Origin of the sequence: Paenibacillus sp. FSL R10-2782, from assembly GCF_038592985.1 — a bacterium.
GTDB lineage: Bacteria > Bacillota > Bacilli > Paenibacillales > Paenibacillaceae > Paenibacillus > Paenibacillus terrae_C.
Window position 1 is genome coordinate 531713 of sequence record NZ_CP151951.1, and the last position, 26100, is coordinate 557812.

Consider the following 26100-nt stretch of genomic DNA (forward strand, 5'->3'; position numbering starts at 1 on the left):
CCTGGACGTTTGTGCCATTGCCGTTTTTTAGTCTTCTGTCCTGTCTCTTTTTAGTCTGCTTGCTGTTTTTTTCGGGGAAAAAATAACTCCACCTGAGTTCCTTTATTTGTTTCTGAATGGATTCGGATGCTTCCGCCATGTACCTCTACAATCCACTGAGCGATGGATAGTCCAAGTCCTGTTCCCCCCTCAGTACGGGATCTGACCTTGTCACCGCGATAAAATCGGTCAAAGACATAAGGCAATTCATCTTCTGCGATTCCGGAGCCGTTATCTGATACGCTGATATACACAGAATTTCCTTGATAACGTCCAATTACTTTTATCTGCCCGGTGGAGGGGGTATATTTCAAAGCATTATCCAGCAGGATGGTAAAAAGCTGGTGTATTCTCCCGTCATCTCCCCATAGGAGCAGAGGCTCCTGTAATTCCGTAAGGATATTGACCCCTTTGGTATCTGCCAATAGTTTGAACTGCTCTGCTAACTCCCGTAATAATGAATTCAGTGTGATGAACGAGGGTTCAATCTGTAGCTGATTGGAATCGGATCGGGCCAGTGTCAGCAGATCCTCCAGCAGCCTGCCCATCCACTTGCTTTCTTTTAAAATTACAGCGATATGAGGACTTTCCTGTTCTATAGAGTGTGTGGGATGCCTCAGGAGCATCTCTGTTTGGGCATGGATGATTGCCGTCGGTGTTCGCATCTCATGTGAGGCATCTGCAACAAAGCGTTGCTGCTTTTCCCAGGAGTTTCGTATAGGCACAAGCGCACGTTCCGCTAGAAATATACCCGCAAAAACAAAAATAATCCCTCCGATGACAATTCCCGCAGTAATATCCCACATCAAGGAATGGAGCGTCCGCTGCACATCCTGCAAGCTCTTGACGAGGCAAACTATGATCTGTGTATTGGAATGCTTGGGCATATACACAAATTGAAGGGCCCGATAACTGCGATCACCGATGCTCACCGTCCGAATGGTCTGTGTGTTTGATTGATCTTTGAACAAACTAGCCATATCCAGGGGAAATGACTGCTGGGGCGTTTGCCCAAGGAACTCATTTTGATCAGACCAGAACAGGTATGTTATTTTCTCATCATTTTCGGGGTCCAAATCATTGGATTGGAGTAGTTCCGATGGAATGCGAGAGGCTTGAGCACGCTTTTGGGCCTGTACCATGATTTCATCCGTATCGTGATATAGCTGGTATTGCATATGAACGTACAGCCAGATGCCCAATATGGAAAAAACGAGAAGAAAAACAATAGTATTCAGGATGACCAGCCGTCTGCGAATGTTAGTGAACATGAGGGTCACCCGTTAACATATAACCGATTCCACGTACGGTTCGGAGAAGATTGTCTGCGTTACGGGCTGCGAGTTTTTTACGCAAAAGATGCATATATACGTCGACTGCGGTCGTGGCTGACCCCGAATCAAACCCCCAAACCCGGTCGAATATCTGCTCACGGGTTAATATTTGCTCTTTATTACATAGAAAGTACTCCAGTAATTTATATTCTGTCGCCGTTAAGTTCAAGCCCTGTTCTCCGCTAAATGCGTCTCTCGCTGCAGGGACTAATCGGATAGGTCCATAGATCAATTCGCCTTCCTGTCCTATGGTGCCCTTTCTCCTCAAAACAGCTCTTGTTCGTGCCAATAATTCCGATACGGCGAACGGTTTCGTGATGTAGTCGTCTGCTCCGATATCCAGTCCGGCGACACGATCCTCTACTGCATCTTTAGCTGTCAAAAGAATGATTGGGACGAGCATAGCGTGTGCCCTCAGCTTTTTGACGATTTCAACACCGCTCATTCCAGGCAACATGATATCGAGAATAATCAAATCATAAATATTCTGTTGGGCCAAATAATACCCCTCGTCGCCAGTTTCTGCGCCATCTGTCAGGAAAGATTCACTTTCAAAGAGGTCACGGACAATTTTGAGAAGAGAAGGATCATCTTCTACGACAAGCACTCGCACACGTTGTTCCACCTTTCAGCGATCAAACTCATTTGTTTGTTTTTTAAGAAAATTTAAATATTCCACTACTATACTAGCATTATCAGCAGAGGCGTATAAGGATAATCATATATGGAGGGATTTTCATGGCACAGATGAATAAAAAATGGGTCGTTTTATGCTCAACAGCGATTACAGCAGTGTACGCAGCCGGATATTTTACGACGGAAACCGAGGCAGCCATGCCGCCATTGCCGCATCACACGCAAGTCAGTATTCCAACAAATGATATATCAAAAAACAATAATCCTTCAAATGTAAAGTCAACCTATACGAATAAACATCATATTTCACCCAAAAGTTTATATAAAGATGGTACCTATACGGGGATGGGCAATAATCGGCGTGGTTCCATTGAAGTTAGCGTAACGATCAAGAATGATAAAATAACGGACGTTGAAGTTAGCCATTTTGCTATGCATTATTCGGAAAGTGATATAGCAGGGCTCCCTTCGGAGGTTGTACAAAACCAGAGTGAACAAGTGAGGAATGTATCCGGTGCAACGTATAGCACCCGGGCATTTCAGGACGCTGTACAAAATGCGCTCTCCAGCGCACAAAACGTGTAGCTATGAAAAGAACTAAATTATATATGGACACTGCCGTAAGCATACAGATTGTTACAGGAAAATCCACATCCGAAGAAGCGGTCACACAGAAAATGAATCAGGCATTTGAGGCTTTTCAAAAAGTAGAGCAAGCTTGCAGTCGTTTTAGCCCTGACAGTGAATTGATGAGCGTCTGCCAACAGGTAGGAGTACCTGTAAGCGTGAGCCCGTTTTTGTTTGAACCCCTCAAATTTGCTTTGGAAATAGCCAAATGGACGGATGGGATATTTGATCCTACGGTAGGAAAAATAATGGAATATCATGGCTTTAATCGACATTATTTAACCGGGCAATCCATTGAAAGTCCTTCTGCCGCTACGGTAACTTATCGGGATATCATTTTAAATGAACAAGATCGTACATTGTGTTTGCAGAAGCCGTTGGTGATTGATTTAGGGGCTGTAGCCAAAGGATTTGCCATTGACTTGGCAGCTCATGAGTTAAAAGAATTTGAAGGATTTGTCGTGAATGCGGGCGGCGATCTGTTTGCAGGAGGGGTGAACGATGGTGGAGAGGCATGGGAAATAGGTATTCAGCATCCTGAACGCAAAGAGGAAATGGTATCGACGGTTCTGCTTTCCAATGAGGCTATCTGTACTTCGGGAGGTTACGAGCGCAAGAGTGCGGCTGAGGCTGATGTACATCATTTGATTGATCCTAAAACCAAGCGCTCGCCCAAGGAATGGGTTAGTTCAAGCGTGATTGCCCCCTTCGCTATGATGGCGGATGCTTTTTCTACGGCATCATTTTTGTTGGGTGCAGCAGAGGGGCAGCGGCTCATGGAACAAGCGGGTTTACAAGGCATCCTCATTACATCTGATTTACAATTGGTTCGAGTAGGAGGGTTATAAATGACGATAAAACAATGGAGTAAATCACCAAAAGGCTATGTTGCAATGGTTATCACGGCTTATCTTCTTATAGCCTCTATCGCAGAGCATGACATGGCTGGCATGATCCATGGAATCGTGGCCGTCGGTGCTGCTGTAGCCGTTGACATTCTTTGTGGCTTGATGAGACAAAGGAAGCGAATGCTGCCGGATGGTGCATTCATCACAGGGCTACTTATCGCCCTGGTGTTAAGCACGGCGACCTCTTGGCCCGTTGTTGCGGCTACTTCTGCGATTGCCATAGTATCCAAGCACCTGTTGGTCTATAGGAAGAAGCCGATTTTTAATCCAGCGGCTTTTGGATTGCTGCTATCTATTCTCATATTTGGATCAGGGCAGAGCTGGTGGGGGGCATTCGGGGATTTAGCCACATGGATGATTGCCTTCCTGCTCATTGGTGGATATGTAATAACGGATCGGGTCAATAAATTTCCGCAGGTGTTTTCGTTTTTCGGGACATTTTTTGTATTGTTGTTCCTTATAGGTCGCTTTCATCTGGGAGATGCTTCGGATGCACTTCGTCCTCCATTCATCAATGCTGCTCTTTTCTTTGGCTTTTTTATGCTCACTGATTTGCCCACGACTCCAGCCAAGATGAAGGATCAAATCGTTTTTGGAATTCTTGTCGCGTTTGTAGGCGCGGCTGTGTATGACCTTTTTGGAGGATTAATGTACTTGTTTATAGGGCTGCTATTAGCAAACCTGTATCATGTACTCAAATCACGTTTGAGTGCAAAAGTGACCAACAGGCCTGTTTCGAATATGCAACCAGTCTCCAAGCGAGGTTAAACGGTTAAAATAAGCAAGTACGTATGGGATTGACTTCCAGCGTGCTTGCTTTTTGCCGTGGAGTGAGGTTGCTTATCATTCCCGAAAGTTTCATAATACTTGTAGTAGTGCCATGCAAACATGCAAAAACCTCTTCGTATACGCACAGTTTGACACAGATAAAAAGCTTATATTATGGATTAGGAGTGAAGCAGTCATGAATGATACGATTTCCTTGTTGATGAATCATCGGTCTGTACGAAAGTTCAAGTCAGACGCCGTTACCGACGAGCAACTCGCAGCTATTGTGGCGGCAGGCCAGATGGCTTCCTCGTCCAGCAATGTACAGGCTTATACCGTCATTGCCGTTACAGAGCCTTCTTTGAAAACAAAGCTGGCTGAGTTGGCGGGGGGTCAGGCTTACGTTGAGCAATGCCCGGCGTTCCTCGTGTGGTGTGCAGATTTGTACCGCTTGAAGCAGGTCACGGTTCACCATCAGCCGGGTCAGCCCTCCTATGAAGGCTCCGTCGAAAACTATACGGTTGCGACCATTGATGCCGCGTTAGCTGCACAGAATGCCGCGGTAGCCGCCGAATCACTCGGTTTGGGCATGGTCTACATCGGGGGCATCCGTACGAAAATAGCCGAGGTATCCGAGCTGTTGGGATTGCCTGAGCTAGTATATCCGGTGTTCGGTATGTGTATTGGGGTACCGGATCAGGAAGGGAGCTTACGTCCACGTCTTCCGCTGTCCGGTGTTTTGCATATGAACGGCTACGACAAAAATCAGACGATGAAAGCTGTGGATCTGTATGATCACACATCGGCTGAATATTTAAAGGAACGCACAGGTGGTCAGCGGTCTACCCCTTGGTCAGAGCAGATGGCAGCAAGACTGACCGAGCCCGCACGTTTGCAGATGAAGTCTTTTTTGGAGCAAAAGGGATTTTTGAAGCAATAAAGGTCGGGTACGCGATAAAAATAACGCAGCAGCATATAAATGGCATGAAGCCATAGGTATGTTTGAAAAATACAAAGAATCTCCTTTTTGCGTATGATGAATTCCGCGTAATAGGAGGTTCTTTGCTTTTGTTGTAAGCTGGCTTGTATATCTTTTCAGATAATAGCTGATATGGCTTTATAAATTAGACAGTGCGTAAAAGCGTCTCGTATTGTCATAAAATAATTGCCGAACGACAGTTTCATTTTGACCTGTCAGCTTGCTATACGCCCGAATGACTTCGGCGGTCATGCGTGGATGGGTCTGTTGTCCGGCAAAAGGCCCCTCAAAGGGCCAGGGGCCGTCCGTTTCCGCCATCACCTGACCGGATGGATACTGTATTGCCAAGCTTCGGATTTCATCCTCATACAAGAGATCCGGTGTGAAGGAGACATAATAGCCGTTACGAGCCATGCGTTCGGTCGTGGCGGTAGAGCCTTTAAACCAATGGAAATGCGCCTGTGTGACGCCATAGCGTCCCAGTAAGTCGCAGGCAATGTCCGCGTCCTCATAGACGGCATGCAGCACAATCGGTTTGTTATGCTTCCGCGCGAACATGACAAAACGCTCCAGTAATTCTATGTAAGGAGCGAGGTCAAAGGGAACTCCACTCCGCAAGGCTTCCAGCCGATTATAGTAGGGCAGGCCGACCTCACCTACCGCGGCCATATGCTCTGCATGCTTGTCCATCCAGTCGAACAACAGATCAAGCTCAGCTTGCGGTGGAAGAGGCTGTTCGGGATGAAAGCCAAAGGCGGGTCGTACCAGCCCGGGAAAACGCTCAGACAAGCACAAATTGGCCCGGCTGGAGGCGAGATGCATGGACACGGCAATGACGGCTTCGACGCTGCTATCTGCAAGCGAAGCGAGCAATAGCTCTTGCTGCTCAGACGGATAGCTATCCACATGAATGTGCGCGTCGATTAGAGGCGCGGGTACTTGCGCCGTCGTTGGCGCTGTCGTGTCCAGCTTCTTATTGTTCGAGTCATTCATAACGGCTTCTCCCCATTACCTGAAGCATCCTCACGGATGCCTCCAGTGTTGTCCGTGTCGCCTTCCAGTCTGTGCTTTTCCTCGCGCATCCAGCCAGTCATTTTCCGCTTCCATTCGATAAAGCGTGGGTCGAGGGTGATTTCTTCCCTGCGAGGGCGAGGGAAGGGAACGTCTACGACGTGTATCACCGAAGCGGGTCGTGCCGACAGTACGTAGATGCGGTCGGAGAGCAGCAACGCTTCCTCAATGCTGTGGGTAATGAACAGCACGGAGCGGCGGTTCTTTTCCCACATCCGCAGGAGCCATTGCTGCATGTCTCCACGCGTCAGCGCATCCAGTGCGCTGAACGGCTCATCCAGCAGCATCAGCTCTTGCGGACTGAGTAGCGCACGCAGGAAAGCCACCCGCTGCTGCATGCCGCCAGAGAGCGTATGCGGATACGCCTTTGCGAATGGGCCAAGCCCGACCTGCTCCAGCCATTGCAGGGCTTCCTTACGGCGTTCGCGTTCGCTGCTGTGCCGGGGCTGCGCTGCTGTATCTTTACGCGGCGCATTTTCCTGCCCGAGCAGCACGTTGTCCAGCGTGGTACGCCACGGGAAAAGCGCGGGCTGTTGAGGCATGTAGCTGATATGCCCGCGTTCCCCAGTCACGTCCTGTCCGTTCATACGGATGTGCCCCAACTGCGGCTTGAGCAGCCCGCCGATGATGTGAAACAGCGTGCTTTTGCCGCTGCCGGACGGACCGATCAGAGAGACGAATTCCCCAGGTCGGACGCTCAAGGATACATCCTGCAATACAGGCAGCGAGCTTCGCTTTTCCCGGAAGGCCAGGCTAATGCCTTCCAGTTCCAAGGCTGGAGGAGTGGAAGAATGCTCCTGCTGTTCCAAGGCTCCTTGGACTCGTTGTTCATCAGCCATATTTTGCGGTGATAAGTCAGTCGGATGCAGACTCATACGCACCACGTCCTTTCTTTGATATCCTGCGGTTCCATCGTATTCTGGTTATACCATTTGGAAGCTATTCCTGATCGGGTTTCCAGCGTACCAGCCATTTTTCCAGCAGTAGAATAGCTACGAACATTAACAAACTGAGTGTAACAATGATGCCAATGGCGGCAAAAATCAGATCCGTGCGGTAGGCTGATTTTTGCAGATTCATATAATAACCAATTCCTTCACTGGCTCCGATCCATTCCGCAATGATTGCGCCCATTACGCTGTAAGTGGCGGCAATCTTGATGCCCGAAAATACTTGTGGCAGGGAATGCGGCAGCTCCAGCTTCATAAAAATAGCCATGCGGCCTGCGCCCGACATACGCATATAGCTCATCATCGTGCGGTCCGTCTGCGTCAGTCCGTCCATGGCCGCTACAGCCACGGGGAAAAAGCAGACCAGTGTAATCACCATCAGCTTGGGCAACACGCCAAAACCAAACCACACCATCAGCAATGGGCCGAGAGCGATGGTCGGAATGTTTTGACTAAGAATGAGCAGCGGGTACAGAGCCGACTTGAGAAAAGGGATGGTATGAAGAACAATGGCGATCCATAGTCCCGTTGCGGTGCCGATAGCAAATCCCGCCAGCGTTAAGCGAACAGTAGCCCAAGTATGGGCACCAAGTAGCGCCGACTGAGACATTCCTTCCTGAACGATCAGGGACGGAGCAGGCAGTATCCATGATTCCACATTCCAATAGGAAACCGCTCCCTGCCAAGCCGCTAAAAAGAAGAGGACCGCCACAAGGGGCGGCCATACGCTTTTCCACCAGGATGCGTTTTTGCCTTTCGGGTTCATGGGCGATATTTCTCGGTCAGCTTATCCATGCTGATGCCCTGCGGGTTATGTGCGATTTTGATTTGTGAAATGATGCTTGGACTGCCTGCTTCCGTTAGTGCCTCGTGCATTTCTTTAACCACCTTCAGCAGCTCGTCCAGCTCGCCTTCCATGGTCGTATCCAATGGGTTCACCTGATGTTTGACACCGGAGCGCTGAATAATTTCAATTGCCTTATCTACATATGCGTAAGAGTCCTCGTTATTGGGGGTTTTAGGAATCACTTGAATACTGAGCAGTGTGTTAGCCATGTGAATTCACCTGTCCTTTATTTGGAGTGTTTTTAGGGAAATATGGTGGTTTAAGGCGGGTGGGAGACCGCTTCGCGTTTCATTTGATCTTACGATCGCTGTTGCCATGGGATTCTTTGAATAGATTTAAAAGGTAAGAATCCCACAGAGTGTATGCTTCCGAAGCTAGCTTTCCATAGGAAAGCTTTCAGGCGAGCGCTTCGCTTCTTCAGATTCAAATGAAACGCTACGCTGCCAACCACCTTAAAAGCACCTTATTTTTAAAGTGGTTTGTGTGGCATTTTTACACACAAGCGCACCTACTTAGTGCTTAGATAAGAGGAACTAAAAGATAAACCCAGTGGAACGAGAATGAAGTAGGCGGAATGGTGCTGTAGAAGCGCGCTTTGGAAGCATCACCTTGCCCGGATTCCACCTCTGGATATTTATAAAAGAAATCTGGGTACAACAGCGATGGGAAGCACCATCCGTCCGCGTAGTGGCGCTTGGTGCACGTCCCTAGTTCGACTTTATTTAGTTGGTAATTTAGCGTTTTAACAAAATGATCAACGCTTGGGCAGGAAGTTGTTTGTGAAGGCGTTATTGACTTCCAAAGGCTTGCTGAGCAGCTTGCGCTCGTACATCCAGTCGGAGTAGTTTTTCCAGACCTCCGCTTTTTGTACGCCCCATTGGGCGGCATCGTCCTGATAACGCGGGCTTAGCCATTTTTGGCTGGCGAGTACCAGCTTTTTATCCAGTTCCGGAACCGCTTTGGTCAAGATGTCTGCGGCTTCTTCCGGGTGAGCGATGGTATATTCATAGCCTTGGGCGGTCGCGTCCATGAAGGCTTTGACCAGTTCGGGATCATTTTTAATCGTCTGTTCGTTGCTCACGATGACGGGCGTATAGTAATCCAGACTTTTGGAATAATCTTTTACATACAGCATATCCAGTGGTTCACCGCGTAGTTGGGCTTCAATCCCAGTCCAAGCGTAGAAGATCCAGGCAAAGTCGATATCGCGCTTCACGGCTGTAAAATAATCGGCATTACCCATGTTGATGATCTTCACCTTGCTCACGTCGCCTTTGTCCGCATCCATAATGGATTTCATGACCGCTTCTTCTACAGGCGAACCCCAGCCGCCGTATTTTTTGCCTTCAAAATCCTTTGGGCTCTTAATCCCGCGGTCTGCCGGGGCTGCGAAGCCAGATGTATTATGCTGAATGACCGCAGCGATGGATACGAGCGGCACCCCTTGCGTACGAGCCTGTGTGACGCCCTCCTGATAGCTGATACCAAAAGGTACAGCATTGGAAGCAACCATTTGATCGGCTCCGCCCGAACCGGGCTGAACGATCTGGACATTCAAGCCTGCTTTTTCGTAAAATCCTTTGTCCTTGGCGACATAGAGGCCCGTATGATTCGTATTTGGCGTCCAGTCGAGCACGACTTTAACGTCCTTGAGTCCCTTGGTCGGGGAGGACGTTTGGGTGTCGGCGGCAGGAGTCTCGCCTTGTGGTGCAGAGGGGGAGCTTCCGCCGCAGGCGGTCAGGGTCAGGGCCATTAACCACAGGCTGATCAGCCCAAGACTTAACATTTTCATGCGCTTCATCGTTGTGTTCTCTCCTTTTATTACCCGTAATCCGTCGGATCAGACAGCTTATGTTTCCCATTTCACAAAAATAACTCCTGCCAGACGCTATCTGTTCCAACAACATCATCTTCAACAAAAAAAGCGCCCCGAAGTTCCGGGACGCTTGCGCTTGTATATACCAAAGTAAGGGATGGCCCGCCGTAATATGAAAAGAAAGGGCGCATCTTGCTTAAGCATTCCTACGCTGGCATTACCCAGATCAGGTTGTAAGGGTCAGTGTCTTGGGACACACTCTCAGCCGGCCGATTCCAGCACCCCTGGCATTGTATAGTCGAATGGGTTGTTCATTCGGGTTTCCTACGACGATTATATGACTAGAAGTCGGGTCTGTCCAGCATAGGGGAAGAAGTGACGGTTCATTTGCCTTACGTCAGGGTACACTTTTACTGTGAGCTTTGTTCTGAATGACCGTGATTTAGTCGGTTCAAGGCATGGGCATTCACAGGAATTCTAATTTGCGAAAAGGAGTTGTTGTACCATGGGTAAAACGGAAACATTGGATCGCAGCCAACTGGAACAAGCCATTGTAAAGGCTTTGGATAACAACAAATTTTGCTCGTTGGGTACAGTAGAAGGCGGCAAGCCGAAGGTGCGCTATATGGCTCTTTTTAATGAAGGGCTGAACATCCATCTCGCGACAGATCGCAAAACACAAAAGGTGGAAGAGCTGAAGGATAATCCAAACGCTTATCTGCTGCTGGGATATGAGGTAGGCGGTACGAAGGAAGTCCTAGAGGTTGAGGCTACTGTCCGGGTAACGGCTGACGAGGGACTTCGCAAACAAGTGTGGAATGATTCGTTGAAGGAATGGTTTTCTGGCCCGGATGACCCTGATTATGTCATTCTGGATGTAAACCCAACTCGTATTGAGTATGTGGGTAAGCAGACCGGACGTCAGGTGTGGGAGAAATAGAATTGGATAGAATATGAGGAAACCAGCAATTCTCCAAGTTATTTGGGAGGTTTGCTGGTTTTTTTAGTTACGGAAAATTAATTATTTTTTCATAAATAAATGGAGTAAATGACTACTCTTTTGTCCGTCATTGGATTAAAATAGGAATGGTGGGTTCAAAGCTTACATATATGTGCAAAAGCATGTGTATGACGCCTACACCTTAATGAGGAGGGATATATTTTGATATTTCATAAAAAATGGTTTAGAGGGCTTACAGCAGTAGTTGTAGCTTGTAGCATGCTGGTGTTTTCAGCCGCTCCGTCCTGGGCTTCCAGCGAATCCAAGGATAGCGGTACAGTGAATTTGCGGATCATGGAAACAACGGATATTCATGCGGCCTTGATGAATTATGACTACTATGCCGACAAGGAAACGAACGAATATGGCTTGATTAACACAGCTGGACTGATCCAGCAGGCGCGCAGTGAAACAAGAAACAGCCTGTTGTTCGATAACGGCGACTTGTTGCAGGGCAATCCATTGGGCGATTATATGGCCAGAAGCAAAACCTTCGAGAAAGAAGGCGGTGTCCATCCGGTCTACAAGATGATGAACTTGATGGGCTATGATGCGGCTACGGTAGGGAATCACGAATTTAACTATGGTCTCGATTTTTTGGAAAGATCCCTCAAGGGAGCTGATTTTCCTTACGTAAATGCGAACGTGTATTACGATGATGGGGCCCAAGGAACTAAAAATTATTTTACCCCTTATCGGATTCTTGATAAAACGGTGACGGATGAAAAGGGTGAAACTCATTCACTCAGAGTGGGCGTGATTGGCTTGGTAACGCCTCAAATTACGCAGTGGGATGAAGGTAATTTGAAGGGTAAGGTCGTTACCAAGGATATTGTGGAAACGGCGAAAAAGTTTGTTCCTCAAATGAAAACGGAGGGTGCAGACATTATTATTGTGCTGGCACACACAGGTTATGAGGATGTGCCGCAAACTCCGATGATGGAAAATGCCGTTAAATATTTGAGCAAGGTGGACGGAATTAACGCTATTCTGTTTGGACATGCGCATAAATCTTTCCCCGGTCCTGATTTTAAGGGAATGAGCGGTGTAGACCTGGATAAAGGAACGATTAATGGTGTACCGGCTGTGGAAGCTTCCTCATGGGGCAAGGATCTGGGCATTATTGACCTGAGCCTGGAAAAGAAAAACCGCGTGTGGAATGTAACCAACTCCCAGTCAGAAGTGCGCCCGGTTGTGAATACTACCAATCCAGCCGTGCAACAGATCAAACCCGAATTCAAACTGACAGAGGCGGTCAAGGACGAACATAAAGGAACATTGGATTATGTTCGTCAACCGGTGGGAACAGCGACTGCACCGATCAACAGTTATTTTGCATTAGTGCAGGATGACCCATCCATTCAGATTGTGACGAATGCACAAAAATGGTATGTACAGAACCATCTTAAAGGGACCGAATACGAAAATCTTCCCGTATTGTCGGCTGGCGCCCCATTCAAGGCTGGTGGTCGAAACGGTGCCGAGTATTACACCAACATTCCTGAAGGCACGATAGCTATTAAAAACGTGTCCGATCTGTACGTGTACCCGAATACGGTTCAGGCCGTAGAAGTTACCGGTGCTGAAATTCAGGAATGGCTGGAATGGTCTGCGGGCCAGTTCAACCGTATCGATCCAAAGAAAACCGAGGAACAATCGCTGATTAACAAAGATTTTCCTACCTACAATTTTGATGTCATTGACGGTGTAAAGTACCAGATTGATGTGACTCAGCCTGCACGATATGATGCCAAGGGGACCGTTATTGATCCTTCTGCTCATCGTATCAAGGATTTACAATACAATGGGAAAGCAATTGATCCCGCACAGAAATTTATCGTAGCGACCAACAATTATCGTGCTTCCTCATCCAAACTGGCAAACCCGGATGGCAAACGCATTGTGATGGCAGCACCGGACGAAAGCCGCCAAGTCGTTATTGATTACATCCGTACGAACGGAACGATCAATCCGTCTGCGGATGGCAACTGGTCTATCGCTCCTTTCGGTGAGGCTAAGGTTACCTTCGAATCCTCGCCCGATGCAAAAGACGTGCTTGGCGGAAACCAGCAAATTTCATTCCTCGGCAGCGCGGCTGACGGATTTGCCAAATATAGTCTTAAAGCTGGCGCTAAGCCCAATGGAGCAACGACTACTGTAAAGGAAACCGTGGCTCCAGCGAAAGCAACGGCGAAGCCAGCTGTAAAAGCAACCAAACCGAAGGCTTCCAAATAAGTCTGGGTTTCTGGCTCCATTTAAATTCAAGATGAAGCAGCAAGTCTCTGTAAGCTGAGAGACTTGCTGCTTTTTTGATTTCAGGGAGTAGCGGTGCTGCTTGGATTTATAATTGGTTTAAAAGGCTTTATTTTTTGTCGAATATATACTTAAGTCCTAATCTGTAGTTAAAAATAACTTTATTTTTTGTGAAAACACGTAATTATGTAGTTCTTTTGTTCTAGTTATTTGTGATATAATGGTGAAAAAATCGGAAAATTGTTCCGAGGAGGACCATTATGACTTGCAGCAATTGCAGCATCATATTACCTATTAAGGACCAGGGATTGCTGAAAATCAGGCATTCCAGGGTGTCGCTTGCTCAAGTGCTGGACAACTTGGGTATGTTGTCGGAACAAATGAAACAGGAACAAGGGCGCGAGGACGGCATTGCGTTTTGCTACGACAGTCCTGCGGTGCTGGAGCAATTGATGGACAGGCTTGCTTGTCTGCCGAAGGAATGGTTGTTACATATGGAGGGTGTGGTGACGGGATCGTTTCATGTTGAAGGGTATGAGGATTGGCTTCCATTCAGCCAACTGCAGGCACGAATCAAGCATCCAGATGTCATGAAAATTATTGTGGATCAGAGCTTTTCCAACCATATGCAGCCTATTATTGACCACAAGCTGGACATTATCGGATTTGAATTTTTGTTGCGTCCGTCACATCCACAGAGACCCTTTCAGCCTTTTCGGCTGTTTGAAATTGCACGTGCAGCCGGGCTACACGCTCATCTGGATCGGTCGGCCCGTATTTCTGCGATTGAAAAAAGTGCAACATGTCTTCCTGCGGGAATCAAACGTTTTATTAACTTTCTTCCTTCCACCATTTATAATCCGACCTACTGCTTGCATCATACCTTTGATACGATTGATCGGTTGTCCATGAATACGGAGGATTTTGTATTTGAAGTTGTAGAGACGGAAGAAATAAACGATCTGAATGTTCTACATCATATTTTTGAGCAATATCGCAACCGGGGAATTTCGGTGGCATTGGATGACGTGGGAGCAGGTTATTCTACGACAGAGCTGATGAATCGACTCCAGCCAGATTATGTGAAAATTGACCGAAGTTTAATTAATGGCTGCTACCGTAACAGTGACCAGCAGCGACAAATTATGGGGATCGTGGAATCGGCTTTTCATTTTGGTGGCCAAGTGCTGGCTGAAGGAGTCGAGCAGCTGGAAGATTTTGAGTTTTGTCGTGAAGCAGGAGTATCGCTGGCTCAGGGTTATTTGTTTGGCAAGCCGGAGCCGAGTCCGCCCTCCAATTTTATGCTTAGTAGCGTAATGTGGTCAGAAACAAATTTAAGTATACGTAATCTATAAAAAGTGGAGCTAAAATGGGCTGTCCCATAAGCAAATTTCAACCGTATTGGACATTGCTTATATCACCATTAATGTAAAAAAACGCGAGTTGCAGAGGTTTTTTCACCCCTGCAACTCGCGTTTTTTGGTCTATGCTTGCCCACTGAGCAAGTTATGGGCAAGCGAAAGCCACCCTGCCTTCAATTTTACTTGGTAAGGAACGTTAAAAAACCAGAGGCAGTTACGACATGTTTTATTTTTAAAGTAAAGATTGACGTTTTGAAGACAAACGGATACAGTGTATTACATAAGAAACAATGTTTCTTTTATAATACATTGTACCCATACTGGATAAAAAGTTTAACATTTAGGGAGGACAACCAAAATGAAAGCAGTGCAACTGAAAAACGGTTTTGGCTTTGAAGAATTAGCCTTGACGGAACTCGACATACCGGTGCCGGGACGGCTGGAAGTTCTGATCCGCATAAGGGCAGCGTCTCTTAATTATCGAGATTTGGTAATACTTAATGGAGTAATGCCGATCGGCATTCAATTTCCCTTCATTCCGTTATCCGATGGAGCGGGTGAAATTGTGGCTGTGGGCGAAGGGGTGACAAAATTTCAGATTGGACAAAGGGTAGCGGGAAATTTACAACAGAAATTCATTGGCGGGAGCACCAGAGCGGAGGTATTAAAGGACAGTCTGGGAGGTCCGCTCAGTGGAGTGGCGGCTGAATATATCGTTCTGCATGAAGAAGGGATCGTCGCCATTCCGGATCACCTTTCTTGGGAGGAGGCTTCCACCTTGCCGATTGCGGCATTAACCGCATGGAGCATGCTGATGGAATCCGGCGGGCTGCGAGCGGGGGATACGGTGCTCTTGCAGGGAACAGGCGGTGTTTCCATCTTTGGGCTTCAATTCTCTCTGATGGCGGGAGCACGGGTAATTATCACATCGAGCAGCAATGACAAGCTGGAACGGGCAAAAGCTCTCGGCGCATGGCAGACAATCAACTATTCGGAAGTTCCCGAGTGGGGTAAGGTGGCTCTGGAGCTGACAGGCGGAGTCGACCATGTCCTGGATGTAGGGGGAGCGGCAACAATGGTGCAATCCATCAATGCACTTCGTACCGGAGGGACTGTGAGCATGGTCGGATTCTTATCGGGCTTGACCATTCCTGAGTTCGATGTCACCAGCATTTTGCAGAAGGCTGCGACGATTCGCGGCAGCCAAGTCGGTAACCGGGAACATTTCGAAAACATGAATCGTGCCATTTCCCGCCATCAATTACATCCTGTCATCGACCGGGTATTTCCGCTCAGCCGAATCGGCGAAGCCTTCGCACTTTTGGCAGAAGGAAAGCAGTATTTCGGTAAAATCGTCGTTCAAATCTAAATATTATTCACATCACATAGGAGGCACTCTAATGCCCAGTAAACCTGATTTGTCTGTCAAAGATGCTCAAGGAAGAAAGAATAAGAAACCGCGTAAATGGGTACGCAGAACCGGATTATCGCTGCTGGCGGTAATCCTTCTGGGAGTGGTTATTTTTATGCTCATCCCTTCCCCTGTCCAGCCTGCAAAATGGCTTGCACCTACGGCCCCCTCTTTTGAACAAGCGGGTCCATGGCAACAAAACAATAAACTCAGCTCCGCAGAGCTTGTTACAGATGCCTCTAAGTTTCCGGAATTTATCACCTTTGACAAGAAAGGGAATTTATATACGGGAGACTCCGACGGGAAAATTTATAAGGCTGCCATTGATACAAAGGGCAATCCGCAAAAGGCCCAGCTATATGCAGATACCAAAGGAACGCCCAATGGACTTATGTTTGACGCAAGTGGAAATCTGATCGTTACGGATGTTAAGAAGGGGCTGCTGTCGGTAGATCCTTCGGGAAACGTGACGGTGTTGGCCGACCAAGTCGACGGCACACCGATCTATTTGGCCAACGAGCTGGATATTGCCAAAGATGGTACCATTTATTTTTCTGACACCTCCAATTATGGCAGTGTAGTCTTCAAAGAAATCGCCGAGAACAAGCCACATGGACGTTTGCTGAAATATGATCCGGCGACCAAGCAGACGACAGTTCTGTTGGAAGGCCTTTATTTTGCGAACGGGGTTGCCTTGTCTGCGGACGAAGATTTTGTGCTTGTGGCAGAGTCGTATCACTACCAATTGACCAGATACTGGCTCAAAGGGCCAAAGAAGGGGACTTCGGATATTTTTGCGGATAATCTCGCCGGTTTTCCGGATAACATTACGCGTGATGATCAAGGCCACTTCTGGGTCGGTCTCTTCACGACACGTATTCCCTTTGTAGATCAGATGCATAAAAGCCCGTGGCTGGCTGGAATGATGGCCAAATTGCCTCAATCGCTGCTCAGCGGTGCAAGCGCACCTGTGAAGCATGGGCTTGCTGTGGAACTTAATCCGCAGGGTAAACTCATCGGAAGCTGGCATGATCCTGAAGGCTCGGTATATGGGGTAACCACGGTTGTAAACCATGACGGATATTTATATATAGGCACAGCTCCTGGAGGCAGTCAGGGTGTTCATCGCGTGCGTTTAACCAAATAAGCTTGAGGAGGGTTTAACATGATATTGGATGAGTTGAAATTATCCTGGAAAGGGAAGGAAAGCTTAGCCGGTAAGGTAGCTTTGGTAACAGGCGCAAGCAGCGGCATTGGGGCATCGATTGCAAAAAAACTGGCAAAGCGAGGCGCGTATGTAGCTGTATTGGCACGCCGTCAGGAGCGATTGGACGAATTAGTTTGCGACTTGCACCAAGAGGAATTGTACGAGGTCATGGCAATACCTGCCGATATCCAAAAAGCGGAAGACGTACGGCAGGCGGTCCACGCCATTCTTGAACGCTGGGGGCGGCTTGACATTATCGTTGCCAATGCCGGCTTCGGGTATCGAAGCCCACTGGCAGAAGTGGATCTGGAAAGATGGGAGGAGCTTTACAAGACGAATGTGCATGGTCTTGTCCTGACACTGAAGTATGGGCTTCAGTCAATGAGGGAACAGGCCAAGGGGGATGTTGTCATTGTCTCCTCTATTGCAGCGAAGGAAGTGGTTGCGGGAGGGGGACTATACAGCGCTACCAAGTACGGCGTTAGCGCCATAGCCTCCGCATTGCGTTTGGAGACCAGTGCGCAAGGAATTCGTGTAACTGCGATCCACCCCGGGGCGGTGGCGACGGAATTTTCGCAGGTGGCCGGATATCCCGAGCAGGAAATTCGGGCGTTTGCTTCGAGCGTTTTGCCGCTGCATCCCGATGATGTTGCAGAAGCTGCCCTTTATGCACTGGAGCAGCCGGAGCATGTCAACATTCCAGAGTTGACCATTATGCCTTCGAGGCAGGTCCAGCGGTTCAAATAGAGCAGTATTTATTCTGCTAATCCAAAAAGCGCGAATTACAGGGGGAAAATAACCCTTGCACTCGCGCTTTTTTTACGCTAATGACGAAGCGTGCACTGCCCAATAAAGTTTAAAACCAGCTTTTAGGACAGCTCCATTTACTATAGAGCAGACCATATCCTGTGAAAATTTTTGCCCTACGTTCGCTCTTCCAGCCATCGTGAGCACAGTTATAGTGAAATGATGTACAGGCCCAACGGCGTGGTTGCGCTGCCTGCAATCATAAAACTTAGAGAATAGCTGGACTTGCCGGGGGGCACGCTGATATCAGCCAATCGGCATACCTTGGTATTATCTCGTAGCAGAGGGATACCATATACACGCTGATCCACACGCACAGACCCGGCGAACGCTCCGCCACGCGGATTGGCGTAGATGCGGACCGTACGTTTCTCGTTACCGTCGTTAATGATGGGAATTGTTGCGTTATATATAACACCGAATTGTCCGCGGTTATCAAGCGCAGGGCCCAACTCGCTGCGCGCCCCGGTAAACAGTAGATCGGCGGGGGTCTCACCGTTCAATTTTTTGGTGGCACATGCTCGGTAGTTGGCGCTTTGCCCGACCACGTACTCCGGCATCTGTGCGTTTGTTTCGGAAAAGGACCATGCACCACGCGGATGCGCTTGCGGTGGTGGTACGGGGGGAAGTGGCTCCGTAAGAATCTCGCGCAGGTCAGTCTGTGTATCCTTACTGACTACGGTGCGGATTACATAGTCCAGCGTACCGTGGCCTTCGGCATATTCTACGGTGAAGTCATAGGTGAATCCGGCCAGCGACCCTTCAGGCAGCTCGAATTCTTCCAGCAGCGCTGTACCTTTGCCGAATTTATGACGGTCTACCGGCTTCACGCGCTTCATCGTACCCGCCAAACAGCTTTTGGCAATAGACTGCCCGACATCCATAATCCAGTTACCATCCTCAGGCGCAATCTCTAAAGCCCGCTCGATATGACGTACCTCCAGCGCAGCATCGCTTTTGTTCTCTACGGTGATGCCCAGTTTGACGGGGGCGCCGATTTTGTTGTAATGCCAGCCGAAAATGCGATGCTTGACCGTCCGGGTTGTCGTACGTACCACGTCATGCCACAAGGTAGCTTGCTCGGCAGGTACAGTCACGGGGGTGAGCGTCTCTGGATTATCGCTAAGCATCAGGCGGCGCTTCCCCCCTTCGGTGGCTGATTCCACATCCACATTGATATTCGGCGGGATCACAGCCGACCCCACAATCAGATCCTTTGGCTCTTTGGGACGATGGTTCATGTGAGTTCCTCCTTTGATTTAGAGAATGGAAACGCTTCTGGTTCATGGATAGGGGTGGTTCATATATATTAGGTAACGCCAGAGTGACTTTTACAACCTGTTTTTAAAAATATTTTTTCAAGCTCCTTTCTCCCCGTTGCACAAACGATTCGTCAGCAGGTATTGCGTGTATGTTAAGAGCGTATGCTATTGGATGTACAGAGAAGCTACAGGAGGGAAACATGCCTAAAAAGATATGGTGGAAGGAAGCTGTTGTGTATCAGATTTATCCGATAAGCTTTCAGGATTCGGATGGAGACGGAAAAGGAGATTTGCAGGGCATTCTGTCCAGGCTGGACTATCTGAGTGAGTTGGGCATTGATGTCATCTGGATTTGCCCGGTGTACAAATCGCCCAATTATGATAACGGCTACGATATTAGCGATTATTATGCCATTATGGATGAGTTCGGGACGATGGAGGATTTTGATAAACTCCTTCACAAGGCGCATGAACGAGGCATTAAAATTATGATGGATCTGGTCTTAAACCACACATCGGATGAGCATCCGTGGTTTACGGAATCTCGCTCGTCCAAGGATAATCCGAAACGAGATTACTACATATGGCGAACAGGCAAAAATAGCGGATATCCAAACAATTGGGAATCGTATTTTTCCGGTTCTGTGTGGAAATATGACAAGCTTACAGACGAATATTACATGCATCTGTATTCCGAGCATCAGCCAGACCTCAACTGGAACAATGAAGAAATGGTCGCTGAACTGTACCGCATGGTGGAATGGTGGCTGAAAAAGGGAATCGATGGCTTCCGCTTTGATGCCATTGCTCATATTGTCAAAGCGGAAGGGCTGCCGGACGCCAATAATCCAGAGAAACGGACATGGGTACGAGCCTATCAGCTTTTTTCCAATTTGGAACAGGTGCATGTGCTTCTTCGCAGGCTGAATGAAAGAGTGCTGGAGCGTTACCCCTTAATGACCGTCGGTGAGACATCAGGCTTGGGTCCTGAACAAGCGCTCGATTATGTGGGGGACCAGCGACATGAACTGAATATGGTTTTCCAGTTTGAACACATGTTTATAGATGCCCAGGGACAGGGGACAGAAAAGTGGAAACCCAAGCCGTGGACACTGGTAGAGTTAAAAAAAATAATGAGTCGATGGCAGACGGTGCTTCATCAGGAGGGGTGGAATGCGAATTATCTGAACAACCATGATCAGCCGCGCGCCCTCTCGCGATTCGGGAATGATGGACAGTACCGATTGGAGTCGGCCAAAATGCTGGCAACCTTCATACATATGCTTGAAGGTACGCCGTACATTTATCAGGGCGAGGAGATCGGCATGACGAATATCGCTTACCCGTCGATTGATGATTACCGGGACGTGGAGACATTGAATTATTATGAGCAGCAGCGGAAGCTGGGCGAACCGGAGAAGCAGATTATGGCGGCAATTTGGAGAAAAAGCCGGGATAATTCGCGGACGCCCATGCAGTGGAATGGAGGACATGCAGCCGGATTTACCGATGGAGAGCCGTGGATGAAAATCAACGATAATCACACGCACATCCACGTTGAGGCGGAAAGACATAACCCGAATTCTATTTTTCACTATTATCGTAAGCTGATTGCTTTGCGTAAACAAGAAGAGGTGATCGTTTATGGTGAATATAAGCTGCTGCTGCCGATGGATACCGAGCTGTATGTGTTTACCCGCACGTTGGGTAAGGAGCGTCTGCTAATCATTTTGAATTTCTTTGACCGTAACCCGGTGTTCCACTGGCCTGAGGAGGACGGCTATCCCGCCGCCAAAGCGGATCTGCTTCTATCCAACTACGATCCGGTACAAGGTGAGAATCTGCAAGCCTTGAAGCTGCGTCCTTATGAAGCCAGAGTGTATAAGTTAAGCTTAAAATAAGCATATGCTCCCTTACCTTCCTTGATCGTAAAGCAAAAAGCCCGATTCACACGGTCTGCTGTACGCAGGTGTGGATCGGGCTGATCATATTTAGCAATTCGTCCAATTTCAGTTGCTGTTTTAGTGGTAATGCTTTACCTTAAGGTCGTCTAGGCTTTTGAACTCATACCCTTGCTTGCGTGCTTCGTCAATAATCGAACCCAGCGCCTCGGTATTGTCCTTGGATACGGAATGGAGCAGAATGACCGCTCCAGGGTGAAGCTGACGTATAACTTGTTGGTAGGCATAGTCTGCTCCCTGCTGGATATTCGTGTCCCAGTCCTTGTAAGCCACAGACCAAAATACGCTCGTATATCCGGCTTCCCGGCAGGAGGCCAATGCCTTTTCGCTAAAAATGCCGCGAGGCGGCCGGACGTATTTCATTTCCTTTTGTCCGGTGAGCTCTGCCGATGCATTTCGTACCCGATCCAGCTCAGAACGGATCTCTGTCGAAGAAATGGTACTCATATCAGGATGACTCCATGAATGGTTGCCAATAATATGGCCCTCACTTGCCATGCGGCGCATCAAAGCGGGTTGATCCTTCACAAAATGTCCGGTTACAAAGAAAGCGGCCGGAACCTTTTTGGCCTTTAATACATCCAGTACCTTGGGCGTATATCCATTCTCATAGCCGTTGTCGAACGTGAGAAATATTTCTTTTTTGGTAGTATCTCCGAGAAAGATGCCACCCTGTTTTTCAACCAGGTGCATAAAGCCCTCTTGTGCGATAGAAGGCAGTTCGCCTCCCTTGCTTTTTTTGAATCCAAAATGATAAGGCTGTTCGTCAACAGTTGAAGCAGCTAGCGCGGATTCACCCGTAACTGCTAACATCCCCATAACCGCAACGCATAGCCACAAGGCAAATATTCGTTTCATTTAACTTCCTCCGCTTTCGTCCCATTTGGGCAAGGTGTGTATGCTTTGGCATATTCCATAGCGTCTGCAATACCACGCCTGTTTATGCAAAAAATGCTCTCAACTTAGGACAACCTCAAAAAACACATATTGACATGAATATTAAATCGAAGTAGTATACTTTATAAAACTTACTAGAATACTCGGATTTAGTGAACTAACGATAAAGGGATGCAAACAACTAGTGATATCTTACATACTTGAAGGAATGGAAGGAGCTGGGGGTAATGATTGAACTAAAAAATGTATCCAAAACCTATGTAAGAAAAGGGTTAAGCATTGAAGCGCTAAAAAATATAAATATCAAAGTGGATAAAGGTGATATCTTTGGCTTTATCGGATTCAGCGGCGCGGGTAAAAGTACGCTAATTCGGTTGGTTAACCGTCTGGAGAAGGTCACCAGCGGGGAGGTTCTTGTCGAAGGAGAGCAATTAAATACCTATTCGACATCCGGACTTCGAAAGGTAAGGAAGAAGATCGGAATGATCTTTCAGCATTTCAATCTGCTGGAGTCGAAAACGGTGTTCGACAATATTGCGATTCCGCTGGTGCTGCTCAAGCGAAACAAACGGGAAATTGAGCAGCGGGTAAAAGAGTTGCTGGAGTTTACAGGCTTGTCCGACAAGGCGAACAGCTATCCGGGCGAGCTTTCTGGAGGTCAAAAGCAGCGTGTCGGTATTGCACGGGCGCTGGCGAGCAACCCGTCCATTCTGCTCTGTGATGAGGCGACTTCGGCGCTTGATCCGCAGACCACGCAGTCAATTCTGGATTTGCTTCGTAAAATCAACAAGGAATACAAGATCACTATTTTGATCATCACGCATGAGATGTCAGTTATACAGCGGATTTGCAACAAGGTAGCTGTGATGGAAAAGGGTGAAATCATCGAGCAAGGCGATGTGCTGGAGGTATTCGGACAGCCACAGCACCCGACGACACAAAGCTTTGTGCGCACGGTTATTCACGATACGGTGCCGGATAGTGTACTGCATACGTTTGAACAGCAAGAAGCACAGCGGATTTACAAGCTGGAATTTATCGGACAGGCTGCTTCCGAGCCAGTGGTTCATGAATTGATTCGGCAGCATGAGGTCTATGTGAACATTTTGTTTGCCAATATGACGGAAATACAAGAGACGACCATTGGCTATATGACGATCCAGGTACGCGGCGAGGAGCACGCCGTCAGGCAGGCTGTTGATTTTATCAAGAGTAAAGGGGTCAACATTCAGGAGGTGAAGGCCATATGATGATTACGGGAACCTCTATAACTTGGGATCAACTGTGGGAGGCTTTATATCAATCCTTGCTCATGGTTAGCATCTCGCTACTCATTGGCGCATTGATCGGTATACCTATCGGTATTTTGCTGGTTATTACCCGTCCGGGCGGGATTTTGGAGAGCAAATGGTTTTACGGCATTTTTAATCCGGTCATTAATATTGTTCGTTCCTTGCCGTTTATCATATTGCTGGTAGCGATCATTCCGTTGACGCGTCTGATTGTGAATACATCGATTGGAACCAGCGCGGCGATTGTACCATTGATTTTCTATATTGCGCCTTATATCGGCAGACTGGTCGAGAATTCTCTGTTGGAGGTGAATCCAGGCATATTGGAGGCAGCCGATGCGATGGGAGCGACCCCTTTTCAGGTCATTCGTTACTTCTTGCTCCCCGAAGCGTTCAGTTCTCTCATTCTATCGTTAACGACAGCCGCAATTGGCTTGATTGGAGCCACTGCCATGGCAGGCGCGGTCGGAGGCGGCGGGATTGGCGACCTAGCGATATCGTACGGCTATCAGCGGTTCGATACGGTCGTTACGCTCATTACCGTCGTGATTCTTGTTGTGTTTGTACAAGTTGTTCAGTCCTTGGGTAACCTATTGTCCCGTAAAGTGCGCAGGGGTTGATTTTTATAATGAATTTATGGATGTCCTCGCTTTAAAATATGATGTGAACGGTAATTCGATCTCGTGTTGGTGCCGGATGGAAAGGGTTGATGTATTTTTGCGGCTTCAATTGTCAGAAAATAACGTGCGCGAACGGCTGCTTGTAGGCAGCCTGTTCGCATGTTGTTGGCATCAAGAACCATTATTTATTAGGGATGTGAAATGATTTCAAATAGTTTTGGATATCAGTCTGAGGGGTTTGAAGCAAGCCTGCCAGTAACGATTGAAGGGTATGCAGCGTGTTTATATGGGCTTCAATCTCAACAATTTTATTTTGAACAATTTCCCTCAATGTGTCTTCAAGCATCTCCTGACTGAGCAGTTGGAGCGTTTCCTGTATTTCCTTAAGTGAATACCCTAATGATTTGGCATCTTTAATAAACTTGATCTTTACCAGATAGTCATCCGTATATATGCGGTATCCATTCGCAGCCCGCTTGGGAGCTGGCAAAATACCATTATTCTCGTAGTAACGAATGGTCGCCATGCTCAATCCGGTACGTTGTGACAGCTCGCCCCGTGTCATTCCCTCCATGCCAGAACCTCCGATTTTCTAGTAAAATTGCTACTTTTTATATCAGAAACAGCTACGATCTCTTTTTCGTATACGTTGGATCGAACGACACCTCAGGATATTCAGGCGAAGCGCCTTTTAATAGCGGCTGCGGTTCAACCTTTAAATATTGGTCGAAAAAGGCTCGTACATACGATCTCGTAATATCAATGTTATGCACAGGGTCTATATTTTTAGCAAATAGAGATGGTGAAATCAGGGCCAGATCCGTAAAGCTCTGATGGAAAAGCTTATCAACCGTCAAATAATAGGTATCATTTTGACTTTTGGTCATGACCGACTTCAGATCGGGAGCAAATTCCGTATAAAAGACTTTATCTTTTTTTGTAACCGACGGTTTTAAGCTCTCGGCAGTGGTTCCTGTCATCATATACATGAAGGGCTGCTGCAATCCGGTATGGGAGACGGTTCCCCAGAATCCACCCTCCAGGCTGACACCCGCTTTAAAACGCGGGTCCTGCGCCAAGGTTTCAGCTGTTGTCGCCCCGCCGTAGGAGTGTCCAAATATGCCCACATGCTCCAGATCCAGCTTGCCTTCGAACAATCCGTTAGGATCTTGTGTATTCCAAGTCGTAAGCGTGTCCAGCACGAATCGGGAATCGGCTGCGCGAATGCTGACACCCTTTACGTTATTTTCATATAGCTCAGCCGATGTCGGGAATTCGGGCTCCGGCGTATAGGAAATGACTCGACCATCAGGGAAGGAAACTTTAGCTGAAGAGTAGGGATGATCCATGCCCACTACAATATAGCCATGACTCACGAGTTCCTCCACAGCCGTCATGCTCTGAAATCGGGTAGAACGGATACCGGGTGAGAACAGCAGAACCGGATATTTTGTCTCAGCGTTTGATATTTCTGCACCTTGGACGACGTGTGTAGGAATCGTTGTGAGGTAACTGAACAACTGCTTCGGTATTCCGAATACAAGGCTGATAGCTTCTCCTAGCTCATCAGGGTAAGGCTCTTTGGGTTTTTGTTTTGCCACATCGGGGTTGACAGGATACCAGACATTGATCATCAATTCCCGCTTGTCGCCAGGTGCCGCACTGAGGGTTTCGTCACGGTTTTGATCGGTCAAACGCTGCGAAATCGGCTGTATCCAGCCTCTTTTCTACTATGATCTGCTATTCGCCGATACAATATCTCTTACTCTAGCATATTCATATAGCATATCTCTTTACAGTTGAGATCGACTCAAGGGGCGGCTTATATCCGCAGGAAACAAAGGAGTCGCAATGGAGAGATTGAAAGGAAAATCACGTATTCAAGGAGGTAATTGCTTTGGGAAGAAAGAGACGAAGCGGCTTTAAAAATAAAAGAATTTCGGTAGACGTCAGACAATCTTCTTCAGCTCAGACGGGACAAGGTGGCAACCCTATTTCTATCAATGCTTCTGATGTTGGGGTAGTAAGAACAGATATTCAGAATAAGTAATCCG

The 26100-nt window shown here is 47.7% G+C and carries 25 protein-coding genes and 1 riboswitch; of the genes, 14 read left to right on the plus strand and 11 right to left on the minus strand.

The features are described 5' to 3' along the window. Positions 1-50 precede the first annotated feature (50 nt). Positions 51-1310, minus strand: coding sequence for a HAMP domain-containing sensor histidine kinase (locus tag NST83_RS02390; protein ID WP_342416427.1), 1260 nt, complete (start codon positions 1308-1310; stop codon positions 51-53). Continuing rightward, positions 1300-1986 carry a response regulator transcription factor gene (locus NST83_RS02395; RefSeq protein ID WP_137061391.1) on the minus strand — a complete coding sequence of 229 codons (687 nt, stop codon included), beginning with the start codon at positions 1984-1986 and terminating at the stop codon, positions 1300-1302. The genes NST83_RS02390 and NST83_RS02395 overlap by 11 nt, the downstream gene beginning before the upstream one ends. A 125-nt stretch (positions 1987-2111) precedes the next feature. Here NST83_RS02395 and NST83_RS02400 point away from each other — a divergent pair, with 125 nt between their 5' ends. The 4 genes from NST83_RS02400 (at position 2112) to nfsA (ending at position 5252) form a co-directional block, all read left to right on the plus strand. Further along, positions 2112-2594, plus strand: a complete 483-nt coding sequence (locus NST83_RS02400) for an FMN-binding protein (protein WP_342416428.1) — start codon at positions 2112-2114, stop codon at positions 2592-2594. 2 nt (positions 2595-2596) lie between these two features. After that, on the plus strand, positions 2597-3484 hold the full coding sequence (locus tag NST83_RS02405; RefSeq protein ID WP_342416429.1) for an FAD:protein FMN transferase: 888 nt from the start codon (positions 2597-2599) through the stop codon (positions 3482-3484). Then, the gene (locus tag NST83_RS02410) at positions 3485-4312 is read left to right on the plus strand and encodes an RnfABCDGE type electron transport complex subunit D (RefSeq protein WP_342416430.1); all 828 of its coding nucleotides are present in this window, start codon (positions 3485-3487) and stop codon (positions 4310-4312) included. Positions 4313-4508: 196 nt separating this feature from the next. Continuing rightward, the gene (gene nfsA / locus NST83_RS02415; protein ID WP_342416431.1) at positions 4509-5252 is read left to right on the plus strand and encodes an oxygen-insensitive NADPH nitroreductase; all 744 of its coding nucleotides are present in this window, start codon (positions 4509-4511) and stop codon (positions 5250-5252) included. Between the two features lie 177 nt (positions 5253-5429). On the opposite strand, the gene NST83_RS02420 is transcribed toward nfsA, so the two are convergent. The 5 genes from NST83_RS02420 to NST83_RS02440 form a co-directional block, all read right to left on the minus strand. After that, positions 5430-6284 (minus strand): TatD family hydrolase, encoded by an 855-nt coding sequence (locus NST83_RS02420; protein WP_342416432.1) that lies wholly within the window; start codon positions 6282-6284, stop codon positions 5430-5432. Then, positions 6281-7237, minus strand: a complete 957-nt coding sequence (locus tag NST83_RS02425; RefSeq protein WP_342416433.1) for an ABC transporter ATP-binding protein — start codon at positions 7235-7237, stop codon at positions 6281-6283. Before NST83_RS02425 ends, NST83_RS02420 begins: the two co-directional genes overlap by 4 nt. 64 nt (positions 7238-7301) lie before the next feature. Then, a complete protein-coding gene (locus NST83_RS02430; RefSeq protein WP_342416434.1) occupies positions 7302-8078 on the minus strand; it encodes an ABC transporter permease in 777 nt (258 codons plus the stop codon). Further along, entirely contained in the window at positions 8075-8368 is a 294-nt protein-coding gene (locus NST83_RS02435; RefSeq protein ID WP_342416435.1) for an MTH1187 family thiamine-binding protein, read from the minus strand. Before NST83_RS02435 ends, NST83_RS02430 begins: the two co-directional genes overlap by 4 nt. 545 nt (positions 8369-8913) lie before the next feature. Continuing rightward, positions 8914-9960: an ABC transporter substrate-binding protein gene (locus tag NST83_RS02440; protein WP_342416436.1), complete on the minus strand. Its 1047-nt coding sequence runs from the start codon at positions 9958-9960 to the stop codon at positions 8914-8916. 201 nt (positions 9961-10161) lie between these two features. Then, positions 10162-10271: riboswitch (TPP riboswitch) on the minus strand. Between the two features lie 209 nt (positions 10272-10480). Here NST83_RS02440 and NST83_RS02445 point away from each other — a divergent pair. The 6 genes from NST83_RS02445 to NST83_RS02470 all read left to right on the plus strand — a co-directional run bounded on the left by NST83_RS02445 (position 10481) and on the right by NST83_RS02470 (position 17954). After that, positions 10481-10915 (plus strand): pyridoxamine 5'-phosphate oxidase family protein, encoded by a 435-nt coding sequence (locus NST83_RS02445; protein ID WP_342416437.1) that lies wholly within the window; start codon positions 10481-10483, stop codon positions 10913-10915. A 222-nt stretch (positions 10916-11137) separates the two neighbouring features. After that, positions 11138-13210 (plus strand): bifunctional 2',3'-cyclic-nucleotide 2'-phosphodiesterase/3'-nucleotidase, encoded by a 2073-nt coding sequence (locus NST83_RS02450; RefSeq protein WP_342416438.1) that lies wholly within the window; start codon positions 11138-11140, stop codon positions 13208-13210. 278 nt (positions 13211-13488) lie between these two features. After that, positions 13489-14583 (plus strand): EAL domain-containing protein, encoded by a 1095-nt coding sequence (locus tag NST83_RS02455; RefSeq protein ID WP_342416439.1) that lies wholly within the window; start codon positions 13489-13491, stop codon positions 14581-14583. A gap of 364 nt (positions 14584-14947) precedes the next feature. After that, a complete protein-coding gene (locus tag NST83_RS02460; RefSeq protein ID WP_342416440.1) occupies positions 14948-15958 on the plus strand; it encodes an NAD(P)-dependent alcohol dehydrogenase in 1011 nt (336 codons plus the stop codon). A gap of 31 nt (positions 15959-15989) precedes the next feature. After that, positions 15990-17147, plus strand: coding sequence for an SMP-30/gluconolactonase/LRE family protein (locus tag NST83_RS02465; RefSeq protein ID WP_342416441.1), 1158 nt, complete (start codon positions 15990-15992; stop codon positions 17145-17147). Between the two features lie 18 nt (positions 17148-17165). Continuing rightward, positions 17166-17954, plus strand: coding sequence for an SDR family oxidoreductase (locus NST83_RS02470; protein ID WP_342416442.1), 789 nt, complete (start codon positions 17166-17168; stop codon positions 17952-17954). A gap of 209 nt (positions 17955-18163) precedes the next feature. Here the strand turns inward: NST83_RS02470 and NST83_RS02475 are convergent, their stop codons facing one another. Further along, positions 18164-19255: a hypothetical protein gene (locus NST83_RS02475; protein WP_342416443.1), complete on the minus strand. Its 1092-nt coding sequence runs from the start codon at positions 19253-19255 to the stop codon at positions 18164-18166. Between the two features lie 221 nt (positions 19256-19476). Between NST83_RS02475 and NST83_RS02480 the strand changes: the two genes are divergently transcribed. Next, complete coding sequence (locus NST83_RS02480) at positions 19477-21177, plus strand: alpha-glucosidase (RefSeq protein ID WP_342416444.1); 1701 nt, start codon at positions 19477-19479, stop codon at positions 21175-21177. 120 nt (positions 21178-21297) lie between these two features. Here the strand turns inward: NST83_RS02480 and pdaA are convergent, their stop codons facing one another. Then, the gene (gene pdaA / locus NST83_RS02485; RefSeq protein ID WP_342416445.1) at positions 21298-22095 is read right to left on the minus strand and encodes a delta-lactam-biosynthetic de-N-acetylase; all 798 of its coding nucleotides are present in this window, start codon (positions 22093-22095) and stop codon (positions 21298-21300) included. 266 nt (positions 22096-22361) lie between these two features. On the opposite strand from pdaA, the gene NST83_RS02490 reads away from it, so the two are divergent. Beyond that, on the plus strand, positions 22362-23384 hold the full coding sequence (locus tag NST83_RS02490) for an ATP-binding cassette domain-containing protein (RefSeq protein WP_342416446.1): 1023 nt from the start codon (positions 22362-22364) through the stop codon (positions 23382-23384). After that, the gene (locus NST83_RS02495) at positions 23381-24046 is read left to right on the plus strand and encodes a methionine ABC transporter permease (RefSeq protein WP_342416447.1); all 666 of its coding nucleotides are present in this window, start codon (positions 23381-23383) and stop codon (positions 24044-24046) included. The genes NST83_RS02490 and NST83_RS02495 overlap by 4 nt, the downstream gene beginning before the upstream one ends. A 181-nt stretch (positions 24047-24227) precedes the next feature. On the opposite strand, the gene NST83_RS02500 is transcribed toward NST83_RS02495, so the two are convergent. Then, on the minus strand, positions 24228-24620 hold the full coding sequence (locus NST83_RS02500) for a MerR family transcriptional regulator (protein WP_342416448.1): 393 nt from the start codon (positions 24618-24620) through the stop codon (positions 24228-24230). A 52-nt stretch (positions 24621-24672) separates the two neighbouring features. Further along, on the minus strand, positions 24673-25740 hold the full coding sequence (locus tag NST83_RS02505) for a prolyl oligopeptidase family serine peptidase (RefSeq protein WP_342416449.1): 1068 nt from the start codon (positions 25738-25740) through the stop codon (positions 24673-24675). Positions 25741-25943: 203 nt separating this feature from the next. On the opposite strand from NST83_RS02505, the gene NST83_RS02510 reads away from it, so the two are divergent. Further along, the gene (locus NST83_RS02510; RefSeq protein ID WP_170970763.1) at positions 25944-26096 is read left to right on the plus strand and encodes a hypothetical protein; all 153 of its coding nucleotides are present in this window, start codon (positions 25944-25946) and stop codon (positions 26094-26096) included. Positions 26097-26100: the final 4 nt, after the last annotated feature.

Bases quoted from the DNA above. Each gene is read 5' to 3' on its own strand.
- NST83_RS02420 (WP_342416432.1), bottom strand. From the start codon at position 6,284: ATGAATGACTCGAACAATAAGAAGCTGGACACGACAGCGCCAACGACG.
- NST83_RS02410 (WP_342416430.1), top strand. From the start codon at position 3,485: ATGACGATAAAACAATGGAGTAAATCACCAAAAGGCTATGTTGCAATG.
- NST83_RS02500 (WP_342416448.1), bottom strand. From the start codon at position 24,620: ATGGAGGGAATGACACGGGGCGAGCTGTCACAACGTACCGGATTGAGC.
- NST83_RS02440 (WP_342416436.1), bottom strand. From the start codon at position 9,960: ATGAAGCGCATGAAAATGTTAAGTCTTGGGCTGATCAGCCTGTGGTTA.
- NST83_RS02490 (WP_342416446.1), top strand. From the start codon at position 22,362: ATGATTGAACTAAAAAATGTATCCAAAACCTATGTAAGAAAAGGGTTA.
- nfsA (WP_342416431.1), top strand. From the start codon at position 4,509: ATGAATGATACGATTTCCTTGTTGATGAATCATCGGTCTGTACGAAAG.
- NST83_RS02495 (WP_342416447.1), top strand. From the start codon at position 23,381: ATGATGATTACGGGAACCTCTATAACTTGGGATCAACTGTGGGAGGCT.
- NST83_RS02445 (WP_342416437.1), top strand. From the start codon at position 10,481: ATGGGTAAAACGGAAACATTGGATCGCAGCCAACTGGAACAAGCCATT.
- NST83_RS02455 (WP_342416439.1), top strand. From the start codon at position 13,489: ATGACTTGCAGCAATTGCAGCATCATATTACCTATTAAGGACCAGGGA.
- NST83_RS02470 (WP_342416442.1), top strand. From the start codon at position 17,166: ATGATATTGGATGAGTTGAAATTATCCTGGAAAGGGAAGGAAAGCTTA.
- NST83_RS02405 (WP_342416429.1), top strand. From the start codon at position 2,597: ATGAAAAGAACTAAATTATATATGGACACTGCCGTAAGCATACAGATT.
- NST83_RS02430 (WP_342416434.1), bottom strand. From the start codon at position 8,078: ATGAACCCGAAAGGCAAAAACGCATCCTGGTGGAAAAGCGTATGGCCG.
- NST83_RS02400 (WP_342416428.1), top strand. From the start codon at position 2,112: ATGGCACAGATGAATAAAAAATGGGTCGTTTTATGCTCAACAGCGATT.
- NST83_RS02480 (WP_342416444.1), top strand. From the start codon at position 19,477: ATGCCTAAAAAGATATGGTGGAAGGAAGCTGTTGTGTATCAGATTTAT.
- NST83_RS02465 (WP_342416441.1), top strand. From the start codon at position 15,990: ATGCCCAGTAAACCTGATTTGTCTGTCAAAGATGCTCAAGGAAGAAAG.
- NST83_RS02435 (WP_342416435.1), bottom strand. From the start codon at position 8,368: ATGGCTAACACACTGCTCAGTATTCAAGTGATTCCTAAAACCCCCAAT.
- NST83_RS02425 (WP_342416433.1), bottom strand. From the start codon at position 7,237: ATGAGTCTGCATCCGACTGACTTATCACCGCAAAATATGGCTGATGAA.
- NST83_RS02390 (WP_342416427.1), bottom strand. From the start codon at position 1,310: ATGTTCACTAACATTCGCAGACGGCTGGTCATCCTGAATACTATTGTT.
- NST83_RS02475 (WP_342416443.1), bottom strand. From the start codon at position 19,255: ATGAACCATCGTCCCAAAGAGCCAAAGGATCTGATTGTGGGGTCGGCT.
- pdaA (WP_342416445.1), bottom strand. From the start codon at position 22,095: ATGAAACGAATATTTGCCTTGTGGCTATGCGTTGCGGTTATGGGGATG.
- NST83_RS02460 (WP_342416440.1), top strand. From the start codon at position 14,948: ATGAAAGCAGTGCAACTGAAAAACGGTTTTGGCTTTGAAGAATTAGCC.